We start from the raw sequence: 18,405 nt of genomic DNA, 5'->3' as shown, positions 1-18,405 counted from the left end.
TTATTTAATTTTATAAAATGCTGTTCAGCTGCCCTTCTCTGCTGAACAGCATTTTGCCATCACTCAGCTTAAAGCAGCGACCATAACAGCCTTTATTGTATGCATTCTATTTTCCGCTTCGTCAAAAACAACTGAATGTTTTCCTTCAAATACTTCATTACTAACTTCCATTTCCTTTAAACCAAATTTTTCAAAAATCTTTTTCCCAACTTTAGTTTCAGTATTATGAAATGCCGGCAGGCAATGCTCAAAAATGACTTTATCATTTTCAGTCATTCTCAATACCTGTGAAGTTATTCTATATGGCGTCAGCAATTTTATTCTCTGTGCCCATATTTCATCTGCTTCTCCCATAGAAACCCAAACATCCGTATATAAAACATCTGCGTGTTTAACTCCTGCCGCAACATCTTCAGTAATAGTTATTCTTCCACCAGTATATCCAGCAATTGAGCGGCATTTTTCCAATAATTCATTTTCCGGCCACAACTCTTTAGGTGCTGCAATACGAAAATCCATTCCCATTTTAGCTGCACCTATCATTAAGGCATTAGCAACATTATTCCTGCCATCGCCCAAAAAAGCAAAAACCATTTTTTCATATGGTTTATTCAAATGTTCTTTTGCTGTTAAAAAATCAGCTAAAACCTGCGTAGGATGATCAGCATCAGTAAGTCCGTTCCATACTGGTACCCCTGAATATTTTGCCAATTTTTCAACAATTTTCTGATCAAAACCGCGATATTCAATTCCATCATACATGCGTCCTAATACACGAGCTGTATCGGCAATAGATTCCTTTTTCCCAATCTGACTACCTGTAGGGCCTAAATAAGTAACTCCTGCCCCTTGATCATATGCTCCAACTTCAAAAGAACATCTGGTTCTTGTAGAATCTTTTTCAAAAAGGATTACTATATTTTTCCCTCTGAGTTTCTGCTGTTCATTTCCTGTATATTTTGCTTGTTTCAAATTCTTTGCTAAATCAAGCATATAATTTATTTCCTTAGGTGAAAAATCTAACAATGTCAAAAAACTACGATTTTTTAAATTGAAACCCATATCAACAATCTCCTTTTTGTTATAAATCTTCTCGATAAAGCGGCATACTCATACACCTTGGACCACCTCGGCCACGCGATAATTCAGATGAAGGAATAATATGAAGCTTAATCCCATATTTTTCTGAAAGTATTTTGTTTGTAACATAATTGCGGGAATAAACCACAACTTCTCTTGGTGCGATTGCCAGTGTGTTAGCTCCATCATTCCATTGTTCGCGTGCTCCGGCGATTTTATCCCCGTTCCCACAACGAATAAGTGTTATTTCACAGCCTAAATGTTTTTGCAGAATATCCTCTAATTTAGCGTTCTGTTTTTCTATATTTATTTCTAAATGATTCTGATCTCCCTGTTTTGTTATTTCATAAACAGTCAATGGCCCTTCTATTCCTGAATGTATCGTAAATTTATCACGATCAACCATAGTAAAAACTGTATCTAAATGCATGAACGCTCTTGACACCGGAATATTAAAAGCAAGAACAGTTTTAAAATTCGTATTATTCAAAAATAACCTTTTACATATCTTATCAATAGAAGCAGCATCTGTCCTTTGTGATATACCAATAGCCAAAGTCGTATTGTTCAGTACCAGAATATCTCCACCTTCAATAGATGTTTTTTCATCCCGATCAAACCAAAACGGTATTTCAGCATCTTTAAAATATGGATGATTAGCAAAAATATACTTAGCAAAAATTGTTTCCCTGTTTCTTGTCTGTGTACGCATATGATTTAAGCTAATACCATTACCAACGACCGCAAAGGGATCCCTGGTAAAATACAAATTTGGCATTGGATCACAGATAAATGGATAATTATCATCTATCTGCCCACAAAGCGATTTACAATGTTTTTTGTCTATTTCTTCTTTTCGCACACCAGACATCATTTTATTGATCAAAGTTTTATTGGGAAGACTGCCAAAATATTCTATCAATGTTTTTTGCAAACTTTCACCGGAAACCGAAGCTTCATCAATGAATTGCCTGATAAATTTTTGTTTAACTTCTTCATCTGAAATTGTTTCTACCGCAAGTTCTTCCAGATATAAAACTTTTACCCCGTTCTTCCGCAAAATATCAGCAAAACAATCATGTTCTTCCTGTGCAATCTTAAGATACGGAATATCATCGAATAGTAATCTGCCTAAAAGATCCGGCGTTAAATTTTCAATTTCCTGGCCGGGCCTATGAAGCAGTACCGTTTTCAATCTACCAATTTCTGATGTGACATTTAACACTTTATTCGGATCAATTATCTTATCAGTTTTATTTATAGGTTTTCTTAATAATGTACTTTCCATAGTTTTCTCCTATGTTACAATTAATTATCAATACTATTTTCTATTGCCAGTTTATAATTTCTGCAAACACTTCTTTCTGTTTATTATCTATTAACTACCTAGGTGGTTACTATGATTGAAGTATATTAAATTATAAAGGTTTTGTCAAACACAATAATAACTATTTTTTATAATATTATATTCATTTGGAATAAAAATAAACTTTACTTTGTATTTTATTTCATTGTATATTAAGGATTTATTTAAGTAATCAGTTTTTTCTTAATTATTTTTTTATAAATATTCATTTTATTTTTTTAACCTTTAATAAGTATTACATCTATTATAAGTATGTAAATTAATTGACTAAAACACATTAAGGGATATATTATAAAAAATAATGCTGTTTATTTTTAATTTATAAAAACTAAGGAAAGAGAAGTGAATTTTATGAAAAATTTACGACTTGAGAAAATTAAACAAATTATCACAACGCACGAGGTCAATACACAAAATGAGCTTTTAACCATACTGCAAAAAGAAGGATTTAATGTTACACAAGCCACTGTTTCGCGTGATATAAATCGTTTAATGCTAATGAAAATTCCAACTGGTACGGGACGTTACCGATATGCCTGTAGAACCGATTCATCACATAGTTATTCAATCAAGGGCCATTTACGTATCTTCCAGGACTCTGTATTATCAATGGATTTTAGTGAAAATATTATTGTTATGCACACTTTGCCCGGCTCAGCTGAAGCTGTTGCTTTTTTTATTGACTATATCAAATTTCCCGAGATACTTGGAACATTGGCAGGAGATAATACTTTACTAATAATTATAAAATCAAATATAATAACCACTACTGTTCTAAAAAAATTACAAACACTGTTAAAGATGTCCATCCACAAAACCTGTCTCTAAAAAACGATCTGACAAAATTCAAATAAAAACAGGCATTATTATATAGAAAATACAATAATGCCTGTTTTTATTTGAATTTTTGGCAAAATAATATAAATTCGCCATACTTTGAACAGTATATATAGCCACAAATATAATCCAGACCAGACTGCCGGCCGCCCTATTAATACTATTTTAATGAGCAAATCTGATTTAATTTTTTCCATTGCTGTTGAATTTTATTACACTTATAAGTATAATTTAGCTAAAAGACTATCATTTTTTTATTATGTATTATTTTTATAAAATTAAACAGTACAAACTTACCATACTCAATTTCAGCTTAAACTATATGGATATCTATATAGCTTCAATTAATATAAATTTCACTGTGGTATCGTCACACAATCATTAAAACATCTAAAAGGAGTGTTAATTCTATGAAAATAGGAATAATAAGTGATACACATGGCTGTGTGGATCGTTTTTCTCTTGCATATGAAAAACTATTTAAGGATTCAGATATGATAATTCACGCCGGAGATGTTCTCTATCATGGTCCAAGGAATCCTATGCTGCCTGACTATAATCCTGCAAAACTAGCAGAAAAAATAAACAGCCTCCCTATGCCTATAATTATTGCTAAAGGCAATTGCGACAGTGAGGTAGACCAGCTCGTTTTAAATACCCCCATACAAGCACCATATACGTATGTAGTTGTGAATGGACTGAAAATTATAACAACCCACGGTCATCATGTAATGTCCGATAAAGAAAAGGATACTATGGCGGCACATCTTAAGGCCGATATCTTTATAAGCGGGCATGTCCATATTAATGTGCTGGAAAAACGTGGGAAAACAATTTTTCTAAATCCCGGATCACCATCATTAAGTAAAAGAACTGATAAAAAACAAACTGCCGCAATTCTTACAGATAAAGAAATTGAAATAATTGACATTGATTCAGGAGAAATTATTATGTCACTCAAGCGATAAACAATTCACTAATAAAATAGGAGGTCCCTCAGGACAATATGTTCAACAACAGTAGATTTTTACGCCGTATAGACCTGCCATTAATAATTGCAGTTGCTATTTTAATTCTGATTGGTATTGTTATAATCGGCAGTGCAACACACGTAAACACCCCGGGTAATGAACGGTATTGGTACGTACAGCGCCAAAGTATCTTTGCTTTAATAGGCGCTGCACTAGTATTTATAATGATGAAATTTGATTACCGTATGCTACAGCCGCTTGGAAATAAGCTATATATATTTAATGCTATTTTGCTGCTAGCAGTTGATATTGCCGGTCATTCTGCCTTAGGCGCACAACGCTGGATACAAATAGGACCAATCAGTTTTCAACCATCAGAGTTTTCTAAATTAATAATGATAATTTCTCTAGCTGCTCTACTTGAAAACAGAGTAGGCAAGTTAAATACATTTAAAGACCTGCTGCCAGTTGCTTTATACCTCATTGTTCCTTTCTGTTTAGTTGTTACTCAACCTGATTTAGGTACAGCACTTGTCTTTCTGGCTATATTTTTTGGCATGATTTTTGCTGCCGGCGTTAACATGAGATTAATTGCTATTCTTTTTGGTTTTGGTCTGTCCTTACTGCCTATTTTTTGGCATTTTTTAAAAGATTACCAGAAAATGCGTATCATGGTTTTTATTAATCCTAATATAGATCCTTTAGGTTCAGGATACCATATAATACAATCAAAAATAGCTATTGGTTCGGGTCTTCTATTTGGTAAGGGTCTATTTCAAGGAACACAAAGTCAGCTAAATTTTCTTCCAGAAAATCATACTGATTTTATCTTTGCTGTTATTGGTGAAGAAACGGGTTTTATCGGCACAGCAATAGTTCTTTTAATATTTTTATTTCTTTTATGGCGTGGTATGCGAATTGCTCGGGAAGCCAGCGATAATTTTGGAATACTACTAGCTGTCGGTGTTAATTCCATGCTGGCTTTCCATGTATTAGTAAATGTAGGCATGACAATAGGAATAATGCCTGTAACAGGCATTCCACTCCCATTTATAAGTTATGGCGTAAGCTCGCTTATTACTAATATATTATCAATGGGCCTGCTGCTTAATATTTATAATAATCGTCAACAACTTATATTTTAAATATTTTTATAAATACTTATTCTTTTTATGCATAATTCTATATGCATAAAAAGAATAAGTAAAATATTTTTCTTAATATTTTTTATTAACTAATTTTATATTACTAATAAGGAAGGTAATAATTATGATGGGATATGGATATAGTGGATACAATGGTCCTTTCAATTGGTTTGGTACAGGCTTTAGTATAATCACTCATGTAGCCTCTACTGTTCTTATCATTATGGCTGCTATCTGGTTTTACAGGACAATTTTTCATGGTAGCACCCATTCACTTCAGCATCAGGATACCGCACTTGATATATTAAAACAGCGTTATGCCCGCGGAGAAATAACCAGTGAAGAATTCCACCGTATAAAAAAAGATTTAGAATAATTTTTTTGTTTTGGCTTAATATAACTAGACTGCCGCGCACAGAAATTTTCATTCACAAATGTGTATATTTACCTTGTCTGTTCTTAACAGCACAGCGGTAATAAACTGCATTTTATGATGTCAATATCCTTATGCGGCAGCCTGTTTTTGATTAAAACTTATGCGTAAATGTCAATAAGTAATTTACCGGAGTTATAATATTATAATTTGTTGAAGATTGCATTACATTATCTCTGCGATCTAGCAGGTTATCTATTGTCAGCGCAATTTCGTTATTAGCATCAGGCTGATAAATCGTATTCCATGTAGTTAGCAGATAAGGTTTTACTTTCGTAGAATGTTCATTGTCAAGAGCTTCCACTCTATCACACAAATATGAAGCACTAATAGTAGAATTTAGTTTTCTGTATTTATAAGTAAGCCCGCTCATTAGCTGCAAACGTCCATATTTTTCATCCCAATAATCTTTATTGGTACTTTTAACGCGAGGATTTTGATAAGTGATTCCCCATTTATAAGTAAAATTGTCTGCCTTATCAGCAATATCACATGATAATTCTATCCCAGTATTTCTGAAATCTTCATTCAAATATGTATATTCGGTCTTGGCATTGTTTAATTTTGCTGTGATATTATCTTTTATGACAGTATGAAAAACAGCTGCTTTCCAATTATGTCTACCACTATTTTTCTTCCAGCCCAGCTCGTAATTTATCCCTGTCTGCGGTTTCAGCCCGGGATTAGGCACTGCCTTATCGCTTGAACCATACATCTGTGCAAATGTCGGCATAATAAAGGACTGGTTAATATTTAAATATATGTTATTTTCATTATCCATTTTATGTAAAATACTGCCTGCCATGCTGAAATTACTGTAATTCTGGTCGTTATCCGCATCAGTGGTCCATGTTTCTCTCATACCAATAGTACCTGTATTTTTCTTGTCAAATTGCTGTTCCCACTGCGTAAATACACCCCAGTTATTTCTTGACCGATTTCTTCCACTTTCCCCATGACCTGTTAATAGTGGTTCATATTTTTCTCTTTGCAAATCCAAACCGCTTATTATATTGGTTTTTTCCCCAATATGCCAGGTCCTTTGACCGTCAATTCCGTAGGATGTATTACGTTCACGCGTATTATAAAAATCATTTACCTGATTTCCCATACGGTCTATAAATGTCGGACCGCTGTATTTTATTATTCCCGTATTATAATAAAAATTGCCTTTAACATTATTATCGTGATAAGATAATTGTCCAATGCGCTGCGTAGTGACCGCTTTATGAATATTATATGTCATACCTGATGTAATGCCCTCGGTTGACTCATCAACGCTGCTCATAAAATAATCATAAATAGCTTTGGTATGATAATATCCATAAAATGCATTCCAATTATTATTTATCTTATAATTTACTGCGGCACTTTCTTTCTGCACATCTTTCACATCGGTCTGGGCAATTCCTTTAAGCTTATGTAAATTAATATATTTTTCACTGAGGTCAGATACAGTTCCCCATTTATCACGATTGTAATTGATTGTTATTTTATCAGTTCCAGCATTGATATTATAAAATTTCCTGCCATAATTTCCTATACCAGCAGTCACTGTATTTTGGGCTGTTTTTTTTGTTATGATGTTGACCACACCACCCATTGCTTCACTGCCATATAAAATTGAGCCACTTCCTTTTACTATTTCAATGCGCTCAATACTTTCAGCCGGTATTTCGTCTATATCATACTTTCCCCGCCAGGAAATAGGATTGCCATTTAATAAAACCAAAGTTCCATTACCTACACCGCGTATTATTAATTCATTATTCATAGCTCCTCGTGAAGCTCCGGCAGGTCCAAATGATTTATAAGTAAACCCATTTACTTTCGCTAAAGCTTCAGCAGCGTTTGTCGCACCGCTGTTTTTTATTTGTTCAGCAGTAATTACTTCTACAGACTCAGGCACTTCAATATTTTTTTTCTTACTACGCGTGGCTGTGACTATCGTATTGTCAATATTATACTCTGCAGACTGTCCATCCTTTCCATCAACACTGGCATTCACTGCTTGCTGGGCAGCAGTAATGTTTCCCGGGATTGTTGCTGTACAAACAGCAGTTAAAAATATTATTTTTTTCAGTCTTTTCATAAAAATCTCCTTATATAATATATTATTTATTCTATGGCGGACAACACATTTGAGCCTGCCCTTGGAATACGTTGATAAAATTTTATAATTGACACAAAAAAAGCCTTCGCCATAGACGCGAAAGCTTAGTGTACATTATAAACCCCTATCGGTGCTTAATATACAATTACAATAAATCCCATTTCCCATCGCTCGTAGGTCATAACCGTGATTTGTTAACCAGGCAGTTCTCCTGACTTCAGATCTTCGCTCTTTTACGCCTTCCCAAGATAATTACTCAGTGACATTTTGTAAAATTGCTCCCTGTTACAGTGGCGGGACCGTGCCGGCTTTTACCGGCTTCTCTATTGAGCCTTTAAGGCACCTGGTTCATTATATTCAATTTTCAGTTCATGTACAGATAATATTATAGCATAGATATTATTTATTGTTAATACTTATAAAACTTCGGAAAAATAGATTACAGTTACAGTATCTTCCAATGTTATTCTTTTTTTATAAATATTTTCAAAATCGCGTACTAGATCTTCCCGTGTGTTTATCTCCGGGTTCTGATGATCAAGATCTTCTGATGTCAATTCAGCCATCGTTTTAACCTGTACCTTATCCAAAAAAGCAATAAAAAGTTTTTTCTTAGGTTGAAATTTACCACCTGTAGTGATCCATACTAATGAACTTTCTGGAAAGTGTTTACTCACATCCCCCAAACGCACTGTACAATTTTTTTGACGAATCATCAATAATTTTTCATGTTTAGGTGCCTGAAAATTTAATGCCATCATAAGAATTACCTCTTCTCTCTCAGGATAAAACCCCAAAATATATTTTTATCTGTTGTCAACAGTAAATACTATCTCTTACGGAGAAACGGCTTCATACTGTTAGCTCCGTATCTTATAAAACGTCTTATATATACATATTATATTATATATTTAGTAATGATATGTATTTTTATTTCTAATTTTTTTCTTCCGATAATAATAAATAATGCCGCAAGCTGCCATTATTAATAAAGCAATATATTGTCCAGTATGCAGGCTTATATCTATATGGGTTGATAAATACATAAAACCAAAATAAAATCTGCATCCCGTCGCTAAAATGATTGCTGACAAAAAAATGGTACCATAAGATATTTTATTATAAATGACCTGCATATATGTCAATGCTATTGAATATAGCAAAATTATTCCTAAAGCCCCAGCCTGATATAATGCCACTGGTCTGTAATACAAATAGTTTTCAAAACCAGCTGGTCTTTGCTTAAATTGAAGATATACTGCTAAAGCATGATTGCTGCTTACACTTATGGGAAAAGGACTGCCGATTGTATTCTGCATGCAAAAATTACCGATTTGATTAACCATAAGCCCGGCAATCATTCCTGGTGTCAATACATCCAGCCAAAACCAAAAATCCCTGTCTGACACATATGTATATACTAATGTCCCCAGCAATAATCCGGCAAAAGCCCCATATACAGACATCCCACCCTTATTAAGCATGACTATATTATAAATATTATAGGAAAACTCTGGCCAGTGAAAAAACACATATATTACTCTGCTGCAAACAATCCCTGCTGGTATAGTACAAAGCAACATGTCAATTATTACTGAAAAATTTTCCTTTCTTTTTACCACATTAAGCCATGTTATAACCATTCCTACAATTATTGAAAAACTAACTGTAATTCCATACCAATATATATGAATAGTTCCTATTTCCCACATAGTAATAACCCTACAACCACCCTTCTCCAGTAATATAAACAACCATTTTATCATTTTAACTCTAATATAAAAAATTAGCAAACAATTTTCATAAATGTGCTATAATAACATTATAGTAGTTTATTACTTATTAAGGAGGTAATGAATATGACAATTACTAAAGACATGGGGATTATGGAAGTTGTTCAAAAATACCCAGAAACTGTTGACGTATTTGCGATGTCTGGTATGGGCTGCATTGGTTGTGCTGCTGCTCATTTTGAAAATATCGAACAAGGCGCTTTAGCGCATGGCATTGATATTGAAAAATTAATGGCAGACCTTAATGAAGTTGCTGAAGCGCAGCCTCAGCAATAAAATATTAGCCAGTTTATCTAATAGTAAGTCGATGAAACATTTCATCGGCTTATTATTTTTTTATATGTAAAGTTTTTCATTTTATAATAAAATCAATTGCTTTTTTTACTATTTTTTCAGCCACATTATTATCTAAATGAACTTGCCCAATTCTATCCAATAACACCCATTTAATTTTACCATCAACAGTTTTTTTATCATGGAAAAGATCTTTGTAGAGCTTTTCTTTATCACATGCATCCGCTTTCTGCGGTAAATTGCATTCAGCTAAAATTTGGCGCAGTATTTCTATGAGTGACTTATCTATAAGTCCCAGTTCCACACTTATAAAAACCGCTCCCATCATCCCAATTGCTATTGCTTCACCATGATTATATTTTTTATATTGTGTTTCCCGTTCCACTGCATGTCCTAATGTATGCCCAAAATTCAATATTGCCCGCAGACCATTCTCCCGTTCATCTTTACTTACAACAGATGCTTTAATTTCACATGACCTGGCAATAATGTTTTGCAATACTTCATTATTAAACCTAAATACCATCGAAGAATTTTTTTCTATATAAGAAAAAAATTCTTTATCATAAATAAGTCCGTATTTTATTATTTCAGCCAATCCTGCTGATATTTCCCGCGGTGGTAAAGTTTTTAACATATCAAGATCTATAAATACTGCTTTAGGCTGATAAAAAGCTCCTATCAGATTTTTCCCCATGGGATGATTTATTGCTACTTTCCCACCAACAGAAGAATCCACATGTGCTAACAGACTAGTGGGCATCTGTATAAAAGGAACTCCCCTCATATACGTTGCTGCTATAAATCCGGCTATATCCCCAACAACACCACCGCCTAATGCTATGATCGGTGAATTTCTATCCAAACCAGCCTCGATCACTTTTGTGTAAAGGAGCTGTGCTGTATCCCATGATTTTGATGGTTCACCGGCCTTTATCAGCTCAACGGATACACTATATCCCACTGCTTGCAATAATTTTATTATATCATTTTTATATAGCGGCCCGACATTGGTATCTGAAATAATAAAAACCCTGCGGGAAAAACCAGCTTCAGTAAAAAACTGCTTTATTTTCTCATCCAAATTATTTCCTATCCAAATATCATAGCTGTTTTCCTTTAAATCTACCCGTACATTTTTCAATTTTTTCTCCTTTTTAAATACAGCATTATCTCATTAACAATCTGAAGCGGGGATAAATCATCCGTGTCAATTATAAAGTCAGCTTTTTTATATACTGGCTGCCTTTTGTCTAGAAGCTGCTGAACTTTATCTTTGTCAGAATTAAGAAGCGGCCGGTTATTACGTCCTTTAGTTCGCTGAAGTATAGTATTAACACTGGCACAAAGGCAAATAATAATACTGTTTTTCTTCAACACAGCCATATTTTCTTCAAATGTTGGAACTCCTCCGCCAGTAGAAATAACAATATTAGAACATGCCGCTGCTTCTTTTACAGCTTTTTTTTCCTCACTACGAAAATATTTTTCCCCATATTGAGCAAAAATCTCTGGTATACTCATTCCACAGTTTTGTTCTACAAGAATGTCTGTATCCGCAAAAGAAAAACTTATTTTCTCTGCCAGCAGACGGCCGACACAGCTTTTGCCCGTTCCCATAAATCCTATAAAAACTACATTCTTCATCTTTCGTCCAATCTATTATTATAACTTTTAATAGCATTTTTTACATCAATCATATTGTTCCCGGCAAATTGTTCCAAAACTGCATCGGCAATTGTAAAGGCTGTCATAGCGGCTCCAACCACTGAAGCAGCCGGAACGGCACAAATATCACTTCGTTCTTTTGATGCTAACACTTCCTGCCTACTTGCAATATCAATAGAATGGAGTGGTTTCATCAATGTAGGAATTGGTTTCATTACTGCACGGACGATAATATTTTCTCCATTTGTCATGCCGCCTTCCAGTCCACCAGCATGATTACTTTTACGATAAACCTTTTTATGTTCATCATAAAACATTTCATCGTGCATTTTACTGCCAGGATAATCTGCATATTTAACACCATCACCAATTTCAACTGCCTTAATAGCCTGTATAGACATCAATGCCTGCGCTAATTTTCCATCAAGCCGCTTGTCCCACTGAATATGAGTTCCCATACCCATTGGAACCCCACTTACTATTACTTCGAATGTACCACCCAGCGTATCACCCGCCTGACTTGCTTCACGTATTTTTTCACGCATTTTTTGTTCTGCATCAGCTTCCATACAATTAAGTTCAGAAATATTTTGTCCCATATTTTTATAATCTATTTTTTTTCTATCTATCCGTACTCCGCCAATATTTACAACATGTGCTACTATTTTTATGCCCAAATCTTCCAAAAACTGCTGGCAGACAGATCCAACAGCTACTCTGGCTGCCGTTTCTCTCGCACTGGCACGTTCTAAAATATCCCGTATATCGCTTCTATTGTATTTGTTTATGCCCACCCAATCAGCATGTCCCGGCCTTGCTGCAGTTACTTTATCTCCAAAAGGCTGCCCAGTTATAGACATTTTTCGCTGCCAATTCTGCCAATCATTATTTTTTACCTGCATAGTAATAGGACTACCAATTGTTTCCCCAAATCGGATACCAGATAGAATATCTACTTTATCTGTTTCTATTTTCATTCGACCGCCACGTCCGTATCCCATTTGGCGGCGGATCATGTTTTTATTTATTTTTTCAATATCAATTTTAAGTCCGGCTGGAACTCCTTCCAATATAGATGTCAGACATTGTCCATGAGACTCGCCAGCTGTTAAAAACCGCAACATAATAACAATCAATCCTTCCTTAACACATAAATTTAATAAACCTTTAGCCATTGATTCCAAACTGGTGGTACAAATATTTCATTGAATTTAGCTACTGCATAACTGTCAGTAAGTCCAGCTATATAATCAACAACGACTTGTTGTTTTCCCCATTTCTTCTCTCTCACCCAAAATTCCCGCGGCATTTTATCGGGATTTTTCATATAATATTTAAAAAGCTGTTCAACTATAAATCCGGCCTGTTTCCTTTCCTTTTCCAATACTTTAGAATGATATATTTTCTCAAACATAAAAGTACGGAATACATTCATTACTTTAACCATATGATCTGATAATAAAATATCATGTTTATCAGAAGATGACAATATCATATCACTGACCATGCCCGTTATCATTGTTGAATAGTCACTACCCAAGCTGCCAACTACGATATCAGGTAAATCAATTTTATTAAGCAATCCAGAACGTAAACTGTCATCGTAATCATGACAAAGATATGCTATTCTGTCAGCTGTCTTTACTATTCTACCTTCCAGTGTTTTAGGTACTACCTTTCCCGTATGATTTAAAATACCGTCTTTTACTGCAATAGTCAAGTTAAGACCTTTTCCATTTTTTTCCAAATACTCGACCATTCTCAGACTTTGTTCATTATGATAAAAGTGACCTGCTAAAGCATTCATTACTTCTTCCCCAACATGACTAAACGGTGTATGTCCAACATCATGCCCCAGCGCAATAGCTTCTGTAAGATCTTCATTCAAGCGAAGGCCACGCGCTATGGTACGTGATATTTGTGCTACTTCAAGGCTATGCGTCATCCTTGTCCTGTAATGATCTCCCGCTGTTATATAAACCTGCGTCTTATGTTTAAGCCGCCGAAAAGATTTAGAATGTAATATCCTGTCGCGATCCCTTTGATAAGCTGTCCGAAACGGACACATTGTTTCATCCTTACTACGCTTTGCATCACGGCTCTTAGCCGCATCAGGTGAAAGTATTTCATATTCAAGTTCCTCTGTTTTTTCTCTAATATTCATTTTATGCCACCTAAATTATAGATAAACTTCACATTATCTCCAAGTAAATTCTACTGCTAAAAACCATGACTTTTTTATTCACAAATAAAGCCATTATTTCTAACAGAATAATAAAATTATATATAATTGTATATTACACTAAATAATCCGATAATCCTTCCCAATACATTTTATAATGTACTTAACTGTCAAGATATATATTTCATAAATTCATGGTAACAAAGTATATTTTTTCTTTCTTAAATTATGCTATAATAATAGAAGAATAAGAATTCAGAGATATACTAAGGAGGCTTTTTATGCGTGTATTAAAAATCTCTTTTCTTTTATTAGTCTTGTTGCTTGTATCTTCATACAGCAGTGTATTCGCATCGCCTAAAATCACAGCAGATAAAACAACCTTTGACATTTTGTCAGGAACATACAGATTAGATGGAAATGTTCGTGTAGAAACCAGTAAATTCACCGTGACTGCCGATCATGCCCAGGTAAATCTTACTTCATTTGAAGTATGGGCGCAAAAAAACATAAAATGTACTTATGGTCGTAAAGAAGATGGTACTTTAATCAATTTTACCGGTGATGATCTATATGGTGCCTGGCCTGATAAAACGATAACTGTTAAGGGTGGCACAACCTTTGAATACGAAAACATGACAATAACCGCAGATCAAACGTCATTTAACTGGGAAACAAAAATTGCTGATTTTTCTGGTAGTGTCATCGTAAAAAAGGATGGACAAATAGAAAAATACAACGAAATAAAATATAATGTAATAAAAAAAGAATTTATCCAATAATTGATTTGTTAATATCTTAATCTTTATAACGCAATTGGCTATCCCATTTTCATGAAACTATTTTTGCCCCGTATTTTTAGTTAAATATATTTATTTTGACTAAAATATAATTATTATCCGTTATTTAAGTAATAGCCTAAGCATTAAAAAACATTTCTAATGTTTTATTATCCGCAAAATACAGGTTATGTCCATTAATTAACTATATTAAATAAAAACTCTCTTCAATACCTACAGATATTACATGGCAGGATTGAGGAAATATGTAACTATAAAAACAGGCATTTAACAATGCCTGTTTTTATAGTTACATATTTTTTATGGGTGTAATGCCACGAGACAATGCAACAGGACCAGTACGGGCTATTTCCAAAACCTCATAACAGCCAAGCATATCAACTAGTGCCGCCAGTTTATCTTGTTCACCAGTAAGTTCAATAACTACGTTCTGATGCCCCACATCAACTATATGCGCCCGAAATATATTTGCAATATTTACAATATCTGCTCTCACTCCAGGTGAATCTGCTTTTACCTTTACTAGTATCAATTCTCTGCTTATAGACGGCAGCTCACTGATATTAACAATTTTTATAACATCGATAAGTTTCGCCATCTGGTGTATTACTTTATTCAATTCCATATTATCAGATGCATTGACCACAATATTTATTCGTGTAACATCATCTTCTTCAGTATATCCAGCATTTATTGTTTCAATATTAAATGCTCGGCGGCTTATCAAGCCCGATACATGGGTCAATACCCCTGGCTTATTTTCCACGAGAATGGCTATTTGATATTTCATTTATTAGCTGCCTCACTTTCCATTATCATCTGATCAAGCCGCTTTCCTCCTGGTACCATCGGAAGAACATCTTCAGTATCGGGTACGTTAACATCAATAAGAGCAGGACCTTGCTGCGCTAAAGTTTGTTTCAGTATTTTAATTAAATCCGTCTTTTCATCTATACGAATTCCTTTTATTCCCATGGCCTGCGCAATTTTCACGATATCAGCCTTACTATTTAAAATTGACTGTGAATATCGTTTTCCATAAAACATTCTCTGCCATTGCGTTACCATTCCCAAAACATGATTATGTATAACTATTATCTTAACATTAATATCATAATCAGCCAGCGTAGCCATTTCCTGACAGTTCATCATTATACTGCCATCACCGGTAAACAGGACCACAGCTTTATCCGGGCAACCTATTTTGGCTCCCATTGCTGCCGGAAGTCCATACCCCATCGTTCCCAATCCGCCTGAGGTAATAAAGTGACGGGGTCCATAAACCTTAAAAAATTGTGCCGCCCACATTTGATGCTGCCCTACATCTGTAACTGCAATAGTGTCATTCTCCGTCAACTCGGCAGTTTTTTCAATAATTTCCTGAGCCATTATATGATTATCACTCTTTTTATACGAAAACGGATTATTTTTATGCATTTTTATCACATAATCAATCCATTGAGCACTATTCTTTTTAATTTTTTCCGCATATATTTTGGTTTTTTTACATAACAAGGGCAATGACCATCTTAAATCGCCTATTACACTTAAATATGATACAACATTTTTGTTTACTTCAGCATAATCTATGTCGAACTGAATTATTTTTGCCTTCGGGGCAAATTCTTTCATAATTCCTGTTACACGGTCATCGAATCGAACACCTATTCCTATAAGAAGATCACACTGCATAATAGCCATATTAGCCGCATATGAACCATGCATCCCGGCCATTCCTAGATTTCCTTTCTGCTCAGGCTCAACACACCCCAGTCCCATCAATGTACTGGTAACAGGAATGCCGAGCATATTTATAAATTCACGAAAACTGATATATGTACCAGAAGAAACTACACCACCACCTACAAAAACCAATGGTTTTTCTGCCTGTTTCAACAGTTTTACTGCTTTATCCAAATCTTTTTCATTGCCAATATATTTTCCACTATAACCACGTAAATTCACTTCTGCAGGATACTCATAATCAACTTCTGCCGCAAAAACATCTTTTGCTATATCTATTACCACCGGCCCGGGACGGCCTGTACCGGCAATAAAAAAAGCTTCTTTTAAAACCCGTGACAATTCCCTGACATCTCGTACAAGATAATTATGCTTTGTTATCGGTGAAGTTATGCCGCATACATCAGCTTCCTGAAATGAATCTCTGCCAATAAATGGTGTTGCTACCTGACCGGTTATACATACCAAGGGAATCGAATCAATATTTGCTGTTGCTATTCCCGTTATTAAATTTGTTGCTCCTGGTCCCGAAGTTGCTATGCACACACCTATTTTTCCCGTGGCCCTCGCATATCCATCGGCAGCATGAACAGCCCCCTGTTCATGCTTCGTAAGGATATGAGGAAATTTTGTCTTATATATTTCATCATATAAAGTCAGTACAGCTCCGCCAGGATACCCAAATACAATCTCTACATCCTCATTTTTTAAACTTTCAATAACGGCTCTTGCTCCATTTATACGCACAATTTATCCTCCTTTATAAAAAACATTACTACAAAAATAAAAGCGGTAAAGCAGACCCCATCAGCCTGCTTTGCCGCTTCCAATTACTGCTTTTATGCTCAATCTTTCTTATCGTTATCATGCAGCCATGACATCATTTTGCGAAGCTTACCACCAACTTCTTCAATTTGATGCTGTGCATGTCTACGGCGCATTGCATAAAATTGTGCACGGCCAGCTTTATTTTCTGCAAGCCATTTTGTTGCAAATGTACCATCCTGAATATCGGTAAGAACATTTTCCATTTCTTTCTTTGTTTTATCAGTAATCAAACGCGGTCCCGCAGTATAATCACCATATTCTGCAGTATCACTGATAGAATATCGCATCTTTGCCATACCGCCTTCATACATTAAATCAACGATCAATTTCATTTCATGAAAACATTCAAAATAAGCAATTTCCGGCTGATATCCTGCTTTTACCAATGTTTCAAAACCAGCTGTAATCAAATGAGTAATCCCACCACAAAGCACAGCTTGTTCACCAAACAAGTCAGTTTCCGTTTCTTCCTGAAATGTTGTCTTAATAACACCAGCACGAGTTCCACCAATTCCCCGTGCATAAGCCAGAGCAATATCCCACGCTTTACCACTAGCATCCTGATAAACTGCAAAAATATCAGGAACACCACCACCTTCAACAAATGTACGACGAACAAGATGTCCCGGTCCTTTTGGTGCAACCATAAATACATCTACATCTTCAGGCGGCTGAATTTGCTGAAAATGAATATTAAAACCATGGGCAAAAGCCAAGGCACTACCAGATTTTAAATTAGGGGCAATTTCTGTTTTATATATACTAGCTTGTATTTCATCAGGAATTAGAATCATAGTAATATCAGCATTTTTAACCGCTTCAGCAACACTTGCTACTTTCAGCCCAGCATCTTTAGCTTTTTGTATTGATTTACTGCCGGCATAAAGGCCTACCGTCACATCAAGACCACTTTCCTTAAGATTTAAGGCATGAGCATGTCCTTGGCTTCCATAACCAATAACTGCAACTTTCTTGTCACTTATCACATTCCAATCTACATCCTGATCATAATAAACTTTTGCCATAAATAAAACATCTCCCTAAATTTAAATTGGCCATAGATTTTATAGCCAATGTTGTTTATTTACAATGTTACATGCGAACATTGTATACAGGATACACTTTAAGAATAAATTTGTCAATAGAATTCAC

The 18,405-nt window shown here is 34.8% G+C and carries 18 protein-coding genes and 1 riboswitch; of the genes, 6 read left to right on the top strand and 12 right to left on the bottom strand.

Going from position 1 to position 18,405, the window contains the following annotated elements:
* Positions 1-63: 63 nt before the first annotated feature.
* Complete coding sequence (argF, locus tag I6760_RS07785; protein ID WP_196593911.1) at positions 64-1,062, bottom strand: ornithine carbamoyltransferase; 999 nt, start codon at positions 1,060-1,062, stop codon at positions 64-66.
* A 19-nt stretch (positions 1,063-1,081) separates the two neighbouring features.
* The gene (gene arcA / locus I6760_RS07780) at positions 1,082-2,368 is read right to left on the bottom strand and encodes an arginine deiminase (protein ID WP_196593910.1); all 1,287 of its coding nucleotides are present in this window, start codon (positions 2,366-2,368) and stop codon (positions 1,082-1,084) included.
* 429 nt (positions 2,369-2,797) lie between these two features.
* On the opposite strand from arcA, the gene argR reads away from it, so the two are divergent.
* The 4 genes from argR (at position 2,798) to I6760_RS07760 (ending at position 5,775) form a co-directional block, all read left to right on the top strand.
* The gene (gene argR, locus I6760_RS07775; protein ID WP_196593909.1) at positions 2,798-3,274 is read left to right on the top strand and encodes an arginine repressor; all 477 of its coding nucleotides are present in this window, start codon (positions 2,798-2,800) and stop codon (positions 3,272-3,274) included.
* A gap of 419 nt (positions 3,275-3,693) precedes the next feature.
* Complete coding sequence (gene yfcE / locus I6760_RS07770; protein WP_196593908.1) at positions 3,694-4,251, top strand: phosphodiesterase; 558 nt, start codon at positions 3,694-3,696, stop codon at positions 4,249-4,251.
* 38 nt (positions 4,252-4,289) lie between these two features.
* Positions 4,290-5,399 carry a rod shape-determining protein RodA gene (gene rodA, locus I6760_RS07765; protein ID WP_196593907.1) on the top strand — a complete coding sequence of 370 codons (1,110 nt, stop codon included), beginning with the start codon at positions 4,290-4,292 and terminating at the stop codon, positions 5,397-5,399.
* A 124-nt stretch (positions 5,400-5,523) separates the two neighbouring features.
* Positions 5,524-5,775, top strand: coding sequence for an SHOCT domain-containing protein (locus I6760_RS07760; protein WP_231036160.1), 252 nt, complete (start codon positions 5,524-5,526; stop codon positions 5,773-5,775).
* A gap of 151 nt (positions 5,776-5,926) precedes the next feature.
* On the opposite strand, the gene I6760_RS07755 is transcribed toward I6760_RS07760, so the two are convergent.
* The 3 genes from I6760_RS07755 to I6760_RS07745 form a co-directional block, all read right to left on the bottom strand.
* Positions 5,927-7,924, bottom strand: a complete 1,998-nt coding sequence (locus I6760_RS07755; protein ID WP_231036159.1) for a TonB-dependent receptor plug domain-containing protein — start codon at positions 7,922-7,924, stop codon at positions 5,927-5,929.
* 205 nt (positions 7,925-8,129) lie between these two features.
* A riboswitch (cobalamin riboswitch) is annotated at positions 8,130-8,307 on the bottom strand.
* A gap of 54 nt (positions 8,308-8,361) precedes the next feature.
* The gene (locus tag I6760_RS07750; RefSeq protein WP_196593906.1) at positions 8,362-8,706 is read right to left on the bottom strand and encodes an ASCH domain-containing protein; all 345 of its coding nucleotides are present in this window, start codon (positions 8,704-8,706) and stop codon (positions 8,362-8,364) included.
* Positions 8,707-8,856: 150 nt separating this feature from the next.
* The gene (locus tag I6760_RS07745) at positions 8,857-9,711 is read right to left on the bottom strand and encodes a prolipoprotein diacylglyceryl transferase (RefSeq protein ID WP_196593905.1); all 855 of its coding nucleotides are present in this window, start codon (positions 9,709-9,711) and stop codon (positions 8,857-8,859) included.
* Positions 9,712-9,804: 93 nt separating this feature from the next.
* Here I6760_RS07745 and I6760_RS07740 point away from each other — a divergent pair, with 93 nt between their 5' ends.
* Positions 9,805-10,014, top strand: a complete 210-nt coding sequence (locus I6760_RS07740) for a DUF1858 domain-containing protein (protein ID WP_196593904.1) — start codon at positions 9,805-9,807, stop codon at positions 10,012-10,014.
* Between the two features lie 76 nt (positions 10,015-10,090).
* On the opposite strand, the gene aroB is transcribed toward I6760_RS07740, so the two are convergent.
* Genes aroB through I6760_RS07720 form a run of 4 tightly spaced genes read right to left on the bottom strand, consistent with a single transcriptional unit; the run spans position 10,091 to position 13,864 of the window.
* Positions 10,091-11,176: a 3-dehydroquinate synthase gene (gene aroB, locus I6760_RS07735; protein WP_196593903.1), complete on the bottom strand. Its 1,086-nt coding sequence runs from the start codon at positions 11,174-11,176 to the stop codon at positions 10,091-10,093.
* On the bottom strand, positions 11,173-11,679 hold the full coding sequence (locus tag I6760_RS07730) for a shikimate kinase (RefSeq protein ID WP_196593902.1): 507 nt from the start codon (positions 11,677-11,679) through the stop codon (positions 11,173-11,175). The genes aroB and I6760_RS07730 overlap by 4 nt, the downstream gene beginning before the upstream one ends.
* Positions 11,676-12,824, bottom strand: a complete 1,149-nt coding sequence (aroC, locus tag I6760_RS07725; RefSeq protein WP_330997953.1) for a chorismate synthase — start codon at positions 12,822-12,824, stop codon at positions 11,676-11,678. The genes I6760_RS07730 and aroC overlap by 4 nt, the downstream gene beginning before the upstream one ends.
* 32 nt (positions 12,825-12,856) lie before the next feature.
* Positions 12,857-13,864, bottom strand: coding sequence for a deoxyguanosinetriphosphate triphosphohydrolase (locus tag I6760_RS07720; RefSeq protein WP_196593901.1), 1,008 nt, complete (start codon positions 13,862-13,864; stop codon positions 12,857-12,859).
* Between the two features lie 299 nt (positions 13,865-14,163).
* On the opposite strand from I6760_RS07720, the gene I6760_RS07715 reads away from it, so the two are divergent.
* On the top strand, positions 14,164-14,664 hold the full coding sequence (locus tag I6760_RS07715) for an LptA/OstA family protein (protein ID WP_196593900.1): 501 nt from the start codon (positions 14,164-14,166) through the stop codon (positions 14,662-14,664).
* A 307-nt stretch (positions 14,665-14,971) separates the two neighbouring features.
* On the opposite strand, the gene ilvN is transcribed toward I6760_RS07715, so the two are convergent.
* The 3 genes from ilvN to ilvC all read right to left on the bottom strand — a co-directional run bounded on the left by ilvN (position 14,972) and on the right by ilvC (position 18,278).
* A complete protein-coding gene (gene ilvN, locus I6760_RS07710) occupies positions 14,972-15,472 on the bottom strand; it encodes an acetolactate synthase small subunit (RefSeq protein ID WP_196593899.1) in 501 nt (166 codons plus the stop codon).
* Positions 15,469-17,172 (bottom strand): biosynthetic-type acetolactate synthase large subunit, encoded by a 1,704-nt coding sequence (gene ilvB, locus I6760_RS07705; protein WP_196593898.1) that lies wholly within the window; start codon positions 17,170-17,172, stop codon positions 15,469-15,471. The genes ilvN and ilvB overlap by 4 nt, the downstream gene beginning before the upstream one ends.
* A 98-nt stretch (positions 17,173-17,270) precedes the next feature.
* The gene (gene ilvC, locus I6760_RS07700) at positions 17,271-18,278 is read right to left on the bottom strand and encodes a ketol-acid reductoisomerase (protein WP_196593897.1); all 1,008 of its coding nucleotides are present in this window, start codon (positions 18,276-18,278) and stop codon (positions 17,271-17,273) included.
* Positions 18,279-18,405 lie beyond the last annotated feature (127 nt).

The organism is Pectinatus sottacetonis (assembly GCF_015732155.1).
GTDB lineage: Bacteria > Bacillota > Negativicutes > Selenomonadales > Selenomonadaceae > Pectinatus > Pectinatus sottacetonis.
Note: the sequence above shows the minus strand (reverse complement) of the source record. Positions and strands in the feature narration are given on the sequence as shown.